The organism is Streptomyces sp. NPDC015127, from assembly GCF_043080095.1.
Taxonomy (GTDB): domain Bacteria; phylum Actinomycetota; class Actinomycetes; order Streptomycetales; family Streptomycetaceae; genus Streptomyces.
Genome location: NZ_JBIBVE010000003.1, coordinates 587,481 through 597,169 on the forward strand (window position 1 = coordinate 587,481; position 9,689 = coordinate 597,169).

The 9,689-nt window shown below is 72.1% G+C and carries 9 protein-coding genes and 1 pseudogene; 7 read left to right on the plus strand and 3 right to left on the minus strand.

Annotated elements, in window-relative coordinates; genetic code table 11:
- Positions 1 to 14 precede the first annotated feature (14 nt).
- Complete coding sequence (nudC, locus tag ACF08N_RS08920) at positions 15 to 971, plus strand: NAD(+) diphosphatase (protein WP_392323888.1); 957 nt, start codon at positions 15 to 17, stop codon at positions 969 to 971.
- 41 nt (positions 972 to 1,012) lie between these two features.
- On the opposite strand, the gene ACF08N_RS08925 is transcribed toward nudC, so the two are convergent.
- Positions 1,013 to 1,255: a mycoredoxin gene (locus tag ACF08N_RS08925; RefSeq protein ID WP_392323889.1), complete on the minus strand. Its 243-nt coding sequence runs from the start codon at positions 1,253 to 1,255 to the stop codon at positions 1,013 to 1,015.
- Between the two features lie 220 nt (positions 1,256 to 1,475).
- On the opposite strand from ACF08N_RS08925, the gene ACF08N_RS08930 reads away from it, so the two are divergent.
- From ACF08N_RS08930 to ACF08N_RS08950, 5 genes are all read left to right on the plus strand, one after another.
- Entirely contained in the window at positions 1,476 to 3,710 is a 2,235-nt protein-coding gene (locus ACF08N_RS08930; RefSeq protein WP_392323890.1) for an ATP-dependent DNA helicase UvrD2, read from the plus strand.
- Positions 3,711 to 3,873: 163 nt separating this feature from the next.
- On the plus strand, positions 3,874 to 4,200 hold the full coding sequence (locus ACF08N_RS08935; protein WP_392323891.1) for a hypothetical protein: 327 nt from the start codon (positions 3,874 to 3,876) through the stop codon (positions 4,198 to 4,200).
- 169 nt (positions 4,201 to 4,369) lie between these two features.
- The gene (locus ACF08N_RS08940; RefSeq protein WP_177150607.1) at positions 4,370 to 4,738 is read left to right on the plus strand and encodes a WhiB family transcriptional regulator; all 369 of its coding nucleotides are present in this window, start codon (positions 4,370 to 4,372) and stop codon (positions 4,736 to 4,738) included.
- Positions 4,735 to 5,058 carry a hypothetical protein gene (locus ACF08N_RS08945; RefSeq protein WP_392323892.1) on the plus strand — a complete coding sequence of 108 codons (324 nt, stop codon included), beginning with the start codon at positions 4,735 to 4,737 and terminating at the stop codon, positions 5,056 to 5,058. Before ACF08N_RS08940 ends, ACF08N_RS08945 begins: the two co-directional genes overlap by 4 nt.
- A gap of 94 nt (positions 5,059 to 5,152) precedes the next feature.
- Positions 5,153 to 5,371: a hypothetical protein gene (locus tag ACF08N_RS08950; RefSeq protein WP_392323893.1), complete on the plus strand. Its 219-nt coding sequence runs from the start codon at positions 5,153 to 5,155 to the stop codon at positions 5,369 to 5,371.
- Between the two features lie 597 nt (positions 5,372 to 5,968).
- On the opposite strand, the gene ACF08N_RS08955 is transcribed toward ACF08N_RS08950, so the two are convergent.
- Positions 5,969 to 7,378, minus strand: a complete 1,410-nt coding sequence (locus ACF08N_RS08955) for an ABC1 kinase family protein (RefSeq protein ID WP_392323894.1) — start codon at positions 7,376 to 7,378, stop codon at positions 5,969 to 5,971.
- Positions 7,371 to 8,589 (minus strand): annotated as a pseudogene (locus tag ACF08N_RS08960) (TOMM precursor leader peptide-binding protein). Before ACF08N_RS08960 ends, ACF08N_RS08955 begins: the two are co-directional and overlap by 8 nt.
- A 201-nt stretch (positions 8,590 to 8,790) precedes the next feature.
- On the opposite strand from ACF08N_RS08960, the gene ACF08N_RS08965 reads away from it, so the two are divergent.
- The gene (locus tag ACF08N_RS08965; protein WP_392323895.1) at positions 8,791 to 9,411 is read left to right on the plus strand and encodes a M48 family metallopeptidase; all 621 of its coding nucleotides are present in this window, start codon (positions 8,791 to 8,793) and stop codon (positions 9,409 to 9,411) included.
- Positions 9,412 to 9,689 lie beyond the last annotated feature (278 nt).

Below are 9,689 nucleotides of genomic sequence, written 5' to 3' on the forward strand. Positions count from 1 at the left end.
GTTGGAAGAACACCGTGAGCACCGAGAGCTACGCCGCCGCAGACCGCCCCATCGCCCTGACCGCGCCGAGCGGCATCGACCGCGAAGCGCACAACCGTCTCGACGAGGCATGGCTCGCGGCGGCGTGGAGCCACCCCACGACCCGGGTCTTCGTCGTCTCCGGCGGCCAGGCGCTGATCGACGAACCCGCCGACAGTACAGACGGCCGCACCGAGCTGGTCATGACGCCCGCCTTCGAGGCACCCGTCACCGAGACCCACCGCTACTTCCTCGGCACGGACGCGGACGGGGTGCGCTACTTCGCCCTCCAGAAGGACTCCCTGCCCGGCCGCATGGACCAGTCGGCACGGCCCGCGGGGCTGCGCGAGGCGGGTCTGCTGCTCGGGCCGCGGGACGCGGGGCTGCTGGTGCACGCCGTTGCGCTGGAGAACTGGCAGCGCCTGCACCGCTTCTGCTCGCGCTGCGGCGAGCGCACGGTCATCGCGGCGGCGGGGCACATCCGCCGCTGTCAGGCATGCGGGGCCGAGCACTACCCCAGGACCGACCCCGCCGTGATCATGCTCGTCACGGACGAGGAGGACCGCGCGCTGCTCGGCCGCCAGGTGCACTGGCCGGAGGGCCGTTTCTCGACGCTCGCGGGCTTCGTCGAGCCCGGGGAGTCGATCGAGCAGTCGGTGCGGCGCGAGGTGTTCGAGGAGGTGGGCGTCACTGTCGGTGACGTGCAGTACGTCGCCAGCCAGCCCTGGCCCTTCCCGTCCAGCCTGATGCTCGGTTTCACCGCACAGGCGACCTCGTCCGAGATCAACGTCGACGGCGAGGAGATCCACGAGGCGCGCTGGTTCTCCCGGGAGGACCTGCGGGCCGCGTTCGAGTCCGGGGAGGTGCTGCCTCCCTACGGGATCTCGATCGCGGCCCGCCTGATCGAGCTCTGGTACGGCAAGCCGCTGCCCAGGCCCGGTGATGTGGTCTGACGGTCCGGCCACCGCCGCGCGGAGGCCGGGCACGAGAGGTGCTAGGCGCCGATCTTCTGCTTGACCTGGGCCAGCGAGGGGTTGGTCAGCGTGGAACCGTCCGGGAAGAGGACGGTCGGCACGGTCTGGTTGCCTCCGTTGGCCTTCTCGACGAAGGCCGCCGAGTCCGGGTCCAGCTCGATGTTGACCTCGGTGTACGCGATGCCCTCGCGGTCCATCTGGCTCTTCAGCCGACGGCAGTATCCGCACCAGGTGGTGCTGTACATCGTCACAGTGCCCTGCATCGTCTCTCGTGCTCCTCAGCTCGCGGGTGCGTGTTCACCTCGCCCTAGAACGTAAGCGACCCGCCCGGCGATTCCCGACCGCGCCCACATGAGACCGGCGCCGCACGCCTACGGACCGGCGCCGCACGCCTACGGAGCGGTGCCGGTCGCCTACGGAGCGATGCCGAACGGGTACGACAGGTGGGGGGTGCGTACGCCCAGTTCCGGATTCGTACGACCAATGCCGGGACCCTGTGGACAACCGCCGCAACCACCTCACGGGACCTGGCAGCATGGCGGGGTGACAGCAGCAACGCACTCCTCCCTTTTCCCGCAGGTCCCCGAGTCGGCCGACGCGGTGCTCGACGGGCTCGACCCCGAGCAGCGCGAGGTGGCGACCGCCCTGCACGGCCCGGTGTGCGTGCTGGCGGGTGCCGGCACGGGCAAGACGCGCGCGATCACCCACCGCGTCGCGTACGGCGTCCGCGCGGGGATACTGCAGCCCGCCAGCGTGCTCGCGGTCACCTTCACCAACCGGGCGGCCGGCGAGATGCGGGGCCGTCTGCGCCAGCTCGGCGCCGGCGGCGTCCAGGCCCGCACCTTCCACTCCGCGGCCCTGCGCCAGCTGCAGTACTTCTGGCCGAAAGCAGTGGGCGGCGATCTGCCCCGGCTGCTGGAGCGCAAGATCCAGCTGGTCGCCGAGGCCGCCGCCCGCTGCCGCGTCCGCCTCGACCGGAACGAGCTGCGGGACGTGACCAGCGAGATCGAATGGGCCAAGGTCACCCAGACCGTGCCCGCCGACTACCCCGCCGAGGTGGCCAAGTCCCTGCGGGAGGCCCCCCGTGACCCGGCGGAAATCAGCCAGATCTATGGGATGTACGAGCAGCTCAAGCGCGACCGCTCGGCCATGGACTTCGAGGACGTGCTGCTGCTCACCGTCGGCATCCTCCAGGACCGGCACGACATCGCCGACCACGTCCGCCGCCAGTACCAGCACTTCGTGGTCGACGAGTACCAGGACGTCAGCCCGCTCCAGCAGCGCCTGCTGGAGCTGTGGCTGGGAGACCGGGACAGCCTGTGCGTGGTCGGCGACGCCAGCCAGACCATCTACTCGTTCACCGGCGCCACCCCCGACCACCTGCTGAACTTCCGCACCCGCCACCCCGACGCGACCGTGGTCAAGCTCGTCCGCGACTACCGCTCCACACCCCAGGTCGTCCACCTGGCGAACGGACTGCTCGGCCAGGCCCGCGGCCGCGCCGCCGAGCACCGCCTCGAGCTGGTCTCCCAGCGCGACCCCGGCCCCGAGCCCGCCTACATCGAGTACGGGGACGAGCCCGCCGAGGCCGAGGGCACCGCCCGCCGCATCCGCGACCTGATCGCCGCGGGCGTCCCGGCCGGCGAGATCGCCGTCCTCTACCGGATCAACGCCCAGTCCGAGGTCTACGAGCAGGCCCTTGCCGACGCGGGCGTCCCGTACCAGCTGCGCGGCGCCGAGCGCTTCTTCGAGCGCCAGGAGGTCCGCGAGGCCGGGGTCGCGCTGCGCGGCGCCGCCCGGGCGGGGGCCAACGACTCCTTGCTCGACGACGCGGAGGACCTGCCCTCACAGGTCCGGGCCGTGCTCTCCACGAAGGGCTGGACCAGCGAGCCGCCCGCCGGATCGGGCGCCGTGCGCGACCGCTGGGAGTCCCTCGCGGCGCTGGTCCGCCTCGCCGAGGACTTCGCCCGCGCCAAGCCGGGCGCCACGCTCGCGGACCTGGTCACCGAGCTCGACGAGCGCGCGGCCGCACAGCACGCCCCGACGGTGCAGGGCGTCACCCTGGCCTCCCTCCACTCGGCCAAGGGCCTGGAATGGGACGCGGTGTTCCTGGTCGGCCTCACCGAGGGCATGATGCCGATCACCTACGCCAAGACAGACGAGCAGGTCGAGGAGGAGCGCCGCCTGCTCTACGTGGGTGTCACCCGCGCCCGCGTCCACCTGTGCCTGTCCTGGGCGCTCTCCCGCGCGCCCGGCGGCCGCGCCTCCCGCCGCCCGAGCCGCTTCCTCAACGGCCTGCGCCCCGGATCGGCCGCCCCCGGCGCCCGCGGGGCCGGCGGCGCGGGCGGTGTCGAGCGCGGCAGCGCCGGCAGGCGCAAGCGGCGCGGACCTGTGCTGTGCCGGGTCTGCGGCAAGACTCTCACCGATGCCGGTGAGATGAAGCTGATGCGGTGCGAGGACTGCCCCTCGGACATGGACGAAGCCCTCTACGAGCGGCTGCGCGAGTGGCGCTCGGACCGGGCCAAGGAGCTGGGCCAGCCTGCCTACTGCGTCTTCACCGACAAGACCCTCATGGCGATCGCGGAGGCAGTTCCGGACACCGAGGGCGAGTTGGCCGGCATCTCCGGGGTCGGCGGCCGCAAGCTGGAGCGCTTCGGCGCCGATGTCCTGGCCATCTGTGCAGGTCAAGAGCCCCTGGGGGCCGACGAGGAGGACTGATGCAAACTCGTCGAAAAAATAGTTTGCGCCCGCCCAGGCAATCCCCATAGGTTCTTAACCACGCGAACAGCGGCTTCTCTGAAGCCCTGTCCTCGTGCTGTACTTATCCGAATACCGCGACCGGCTCGCCCGGTCCCCGAGACGCCGAGAGGAGGCGATTCCAGTGATCAGCATCAAGACCAGCTTCATCAGCACCGCCAAAATGACCGATCGCTCGGTCGTCTCCGCCTGCTCGCTCGGCTTCTCCTCTGCGTTCATCGGCACCGGTATGTCCGGCGACTTCGCCGCGCTTCCCGCGTCCGGCCTGGGCGGCCTTCCCGTCCGCGAGCGCAATGAGCGACCGACCAAGGCACTGGAAGCAGGAGTAGCAGCGGCACAGGCTCGGGCCTATGCCTTTGCGGCGGCCAGTGCCGAGACCCAGCAGCAGACGACGCACCACCACTCGAAGTGGGCCTTCCGTGGGCTCGAACCCTGGAGTGATCCAGCCTGATGCAGCATCAGGCCGGCGCCTTCAGGGCCGCGGAACCCCACCCGGGATCCGCGGCCCTTCTGTTTTCCCCAGCGGGATGACAGAGCGAAGGGGCCTCGGGACCAGAAGTACCCGGTACCAGCAGCCAACCGGCCGACCGGCCGGCACGACAGACGAGGAACAACACACCGTGCAACTCGAAGCGCACGCCCCGTCCGTACCGCCTTCCCAGCCGATCTCCCCGCCCGCCCTTCCCGAGGACTCCACCTTGACTCCCCTCACCGCGCTGACCGCGCTCGACGACGCCATCGAGAACCTCGGCGTACCCGTCCCCTGCCGCTCCTACGACCCCGAGGTCTTCTTCGCCGAGTCGCCGGCCGACGTCGAGTACGCCAAGTCCCTCTGCCGTACCTGCCCGCTGATGGAGGCGTGCCTCGCCGGCGCCAAGGAGCGGCGTGAGCCGTGGGGCGTCTGGGGCGGAGAGCTCTTCGTCCAGGGCGTCGTCGTCGCCCGGAAGCGGCCGCGTGGCCGCCCGCGCAAGAACCCGGTCGCGGCATGAGCACCACCGGAACCATCGACCGACCCGTCACGCACGATCCCCATAAGCAGGCCCCGATGACCACTTCCGCCAGCGAGCCGTCAGGCTCCGCTACCCCAGCTGTCACCACCATCGGCGCGAACGCCTCGCGTCAGAACAGGACCCGCGAAATGCAACTCATCCCAGAAGCCCTGGCACGTGCGCATATGCACGAGCGCCGGCGCGAAGCCGATGCGGAACGCCAGGCCGTGCGCCTGGTCGCCGCACGGCGGATGCAGCGCCGCGCCGAGCGCGTGTCGATGCGCGCCCGTCGCGCACTGGCCATGGCTGTCATGCACTGACGGCACACTCAGTCCCGCGGGGGCCGGTCCGAACGGACCGGCCCCCGCGGTGCGTTGCCGCGCGGACGGCTCGGGGCGGCGGTATCGTCGCGAGGTGGAACAGGAAGACGAGACGCCGCAGCCCGGAGACCAGGGCGCGCAGCCACCGGACGCAGGGAGCACGGTGTGCTCCAACTGCGGTGCGACCGCAGACGGGCCACCGGTCACCTGGACCTGCTCCGTGGAGAACGGTGTCCGCCACTACCTGTGCGAGGACTGCGCACGGGCCAACATCAGAGCGATCGAGGGCAGGCTGGACTCGGCCTGGTGGTGACACGACGGGGCGGCGGGCCGCCCGCGCCGCCGCGGGGCGGCCCAAGCGACGGCCGCGCCCATCAGGCGGACGCCAGTGCCGACCGCGCCCGCGCCGGGGTACCCGGCTCCCCGCCACTTCGATGGCGCCCCGTCGATTGCTGCCGCTTCGGCGCCGTCCCGCTGGTTCCGGCCGCGCACCGGCGCCCCGCCAGGGTCCCGGCCGTGCCCGCACTGCGTCGCTCGAAGTCCCTGCCGCGGCCCCGGCCGGGCCGCCCGAGTTCCCGCCGGTTTGGCGGCTGCCCGGCAGGGGTCCGGTCGCGCCCGTCGGGCGGCCCGAGTCCCGGCCGCACCCCGGCGTTCCGCCGGAGTCCCGGCCGCACCCCGGCGCTCGACCTGGGGCCCGGCCGCACCCCAGGTACCTCGTCCGAGTCTCCGCCGCGCCCCCGCCGGGAATCGCCGCGCCCGCGCCGGGAGTCGCGAGGCCCGGCCGCCCCGCCGGGACGCGCCCGAGTCCCCGCCGGGCGGGCCCGCGCCCCCCGTGCTTCGGCGGCGGCCCGGCCCCCGGTCCCGGCGCCCCCCGTCCCGGCGCCCCCCGTCCCGGCGCCCCCCGGTCGTGTCAGCCCTGTGCCTCCACCACCGCCGCCGCCGTGTCTCGGCCCTCCTGCGCCTCGGCCCCGTCGCCGTCGTCGACATCCTCCTCCGGAGCGAGGAAACCGGGCAGCCAGTCCTCCAGCTCCTCCCGCAGCCGCACGGACGCGTTCAGCTGGCAGAGCACGCCGATCGTGCTCAATGTCACACGGTGTATCAGCAGATACGAGGGCGGCAGGTTGAGCTGCTTGCCCAACTGGTGTGCGGGGGAGCGGACGTCGGCGATCCGCGCCGCCTGTGCGCGTATCCAGCCGCGCGTGAACGTGAACTCCTCCGCCTCCGCGGGCTCGATGATCGGCAGCAGGTAGTCGAGCACCGCGTCCGGGTCCAGGTCGATGGTCTCCTTGACGAAGCCCTCCTCGCACAGCATCCGGTAGACGGCTTCGGCCTCGCCTGCCAGCGTCATCCGCAGACACTCGCCGATGGTCGGCGGCAGCCCGCCCGGCAGCCGGTCCACGGTGCCGAAGTCCAGCACGCCCAGCCGCAGGGACTCGCCGTCCTCCTCCGGCAGGAGACGGAAGTTGCCCGGGTGAGGGTCGGCATGCAGCAGTCCCGTGCGAGCGGGGCCGGAGAAGAGGAACCGGGCCAGCAGCTGGCCGGCGCGGTCGCGCTGCTCGGGCGTGCCGTCCGCGATCACCTCCGCCAGCGGTATGCCGTCGATCCACTCGGTCACCAACACCTGGTCGCACTGGTGCACCACGTCCGGCACGACCACATCGGGATCGCCGGCGAACTCCGCCGCGTGCGCGCGCTGCGCCTGCGCCTCCAGCTCGTAGTCCAGCTCCTCCGAGACCCGGTCGCGCAGTTCGGTGATGAGGGGCTTGACGTCCATCCCCGGGACGAGGGGGCCCAGGAGCTTGGCGAAACGGCTCAGCTGGGTCAGGTCCGACAGGAGCGCGTCACCGGCCCCCGGGTATTGCACCTTGACCGCGACCTCGCGCCCGTCGTGCCACACGGCCCGGTGCACCTGGCCAATGGAGGCGGCGGCCGAGGGCTTGTCCTCGAAGCTCAGGAACAGATCGCGCCACTCCTCGCCCAGCCGCTCCGCGAGCACGGCATGGACGGTGCGCGTCGGCATCGGAGGGGCGGCGTCCTGCAGCTTGGTCAGCGCCGCCCGGTAGGGGCCGGCGATCTCCTCGGGCAGCGCCGACTCGAAGACGGACATCGCCTGCCCGAACTTCATCGCACCACCCTTCAGCTCACCGAGCACCTTGAACAGCTGCTCCGCCGTGCGCTGTTGCAGCTCACGGGCCACGATCTCCGCGGACTTGCCGCCGATCCGCTTGCCGAGCCCCCATGTGGCCCGGCCGGCTATGCCCAGCGGCAGCGCGGCCAACTTCGCGGTACGAGTGACCGCCTTCCGGGGAAGATCAGACATACGCCCCTCCAATTCCCAGCCGGCGTGCCGCATCTGCCTTACGACAATGCTCCGTTGACGGCGGTTTCCCGGCCATTGTCTCGTGCGTCGGATCGAACCCCGAGGTGTGTCTGGTCTCAGTCCTGCCCGCGGCACCGCACGGGCAGTCGGCACGGGGCGCGATCCGTTCGGACCGCCACTGCACGGACGGCAGCGACACCTCCCAGCGGGCGTCCGCGCTCGCCGGCAGGTCGCCGTCGAGGAAGGACAGCGCGTGACACGCGGCGAGGCCGGCGACTGCTGTGGCCAGCGCCGCGTCACAGGACGACGGCACCGCCCTGCGCCGTCCCGAACGCCACTGCGCGAGCAGGATCGACCGGGCGGGATCGCGCTCTGCCCGGCCGCGCTCCAGACATTCGGCGCACGCTGTGCTCCCCGGCACCACCAGCGGCCCCACCACACCGGTCGCCTCCACAACTCCCGCGTAGAGGTGAGGGATCCCGGCAGCGACCCAGTCCTCGGCGGGCAGCGGGTCCGGTGCATAGGCGCCGAGCCCGTCGCGGGGGACCACCACGACGAGACCGAGCGCGGGCTCCCCGCCGCCCGGCTCCGCCACCTCCGCCCTGCGCGGAGGACGGTCGGGTGCCGAGCGGCGGATCAGCCGCCGGGCCGCGGCGTCCCGCCGCTGCCCGATGTCCTCGGGGCTCAGCCCTCCGGGCGTCACGTCGCCCGGCTCCGTGAACCCGCCGTCCAGCACCTCGACCCGCCCCACTCCCGCCGCCGACAGCGTCGCCGCGACGAGGGCGCCGACGCGTCCGGCACCGCGCACCTGGACCCGTATGGCTCGCCGGGCCGCCAGCCTCCGCATCGCGCCGCCCGGTTCGGGATGGACCACGGACAGGGACGCCAGATCCGGCCGTAACCGGTCGAGAGCGTCCGGCCTCCCGCGCAGGGCGTCCGCGGCCGGTCCGCCGGCCCTCGGGTCGTCCAGGACCCCCGCGGCCCCCAGCCTGCCGACGAGTGCGTCGGCCCGCCCGTCCGGCAGGCCCATGGCGCGCGCCTCCGCGCGCAGGAGGTCCAGCCCCCGGGTGCCGTCCAGCAGGTCGATGAGCGATCCGGTCGCGGTGTCCAGCGGCCCCACCGTCACCGCCATGCGCAGGCGTCACCCCCACCTGCACGGACTGGCGGTCGCGCCATGCCCGCCGCAGGGCAGGCTTCATCATCGGATGCATATCCGTCCCCGTTCCCCCGTGGAATTCCGGTCTTCGGTCCTCGAACCGCGCTGTCAGAATGCCGGTCCGTGTCGAGGCGTGTGAAAAGTTGTCCACAGGTGCGGGGTATTAGTCGTTCAAATCGTGCAGCCATGGAGTGGATCACCTGTGAACCGTCCCGGGGGCGGGACTTCCCGTGCTGACAGCGGGTAACGTCGGGGCGTGCCCGTCGACCCTTCCCCTCGACTCTCCGGGGAGAACCCAGCGCGCGGCGCGGGAACCACGCGAAACGCCGGTCGTCACCCGCACCGCGGGCCCGCCACGAGTGCGGTCGAGGTCCGCAGGAGCGCCCGGCGCAGCAGAACGGTCTCCGCGTACCGGGAGGGCGACCGCACCATCGTGCTGATCCCCGCCCGGATGTCCGAGGCCGAGGAGCGCCGGTGGGTCGGCGTGATGCTGGACAAGCTCGCGGCGCAGGAGAGCAAGCGTGTCCTCGGGGACAGCGAACTCTCCGAGCGCGCCGAGCGGTTGTCCGAGCAGTACTTCGACGGGCGGGCAAAGCCGACATCCGTGCGATGGGTGACCAATCAGAACACCCGTTGGGGTTCGTGCACCCCGGCCGAGGGCAGCATCCGGCTCTCGCACCGGCTGCAGGGCATGCCCGAGTACGTCGTCGACTACGTACTCGTCCACGAGCTCGCGCATCTGCTGGTGCCCGGGCACGGGCCGCGCTTCTGGCGGCTGCTGGAGGCATACCCCCGTACCGAGCGGGCCCGCGGCTATCTCGAAGGCGTCGTCGCGGCCGGCCGGCTGCCGCACCTGCCCGCCGCGCGTGAGGAGTGAGCGCCGCCGCGACACCGAGCGGCTGACCGGTGCGGCGACAGTCGTCAACGGCCGTTCACCGATCGGGTGTCGACGGTCCTGTACCGAATGTGTACCGGCTTGGCTCAATGTCGCCGCAAGCGGATAGCCTGGCGCGACGCATTCGTATTTCGGGATGGGGGACGGTCGTAACGCATGGCCAGGGAATTCCAACGGGGCCACAAGGCCAAGATCAGTGATCTGACGCCGGGAACGGATCTGTACGTAGGTGTGCAGATCGCCGCTCCTGGACTGACCTT

What these genes read in the sequence shown, in the direction of transcription:
- ACF08N_RS08925 (WP_392323889.1), bottom strand. Translation starts at nt 1,255, where the DNA reads ATGCAGGGCACTGTGACGATGTACAGCACCACCTGGTGCGGATACTGC.
- ACF08N_RS08930 (WP_392323890.1), top strand. Translation starts at nt 1,476, where the DNA reads ATGCCGGGACCCTGTGGACAACCGCCGCAACCACCTCACGGGACCTGG.
- ACF08N_RS08955 (WP_392323894.1), bottom strand. Translation starts at nt 7,378, where the DNA reads ATGTCTGATCTTCCCCGGAAGGCGGTCACTCGTACCGCGAAGTTGGCC.
- ACF08N_RS08945 (WP_392323892.1), top strand. Translation starts at nt 4,735, where the DNA reads ATGAGCACCACCGGAACCATCGACCGACCCGTCACGCACGATCCCCAT.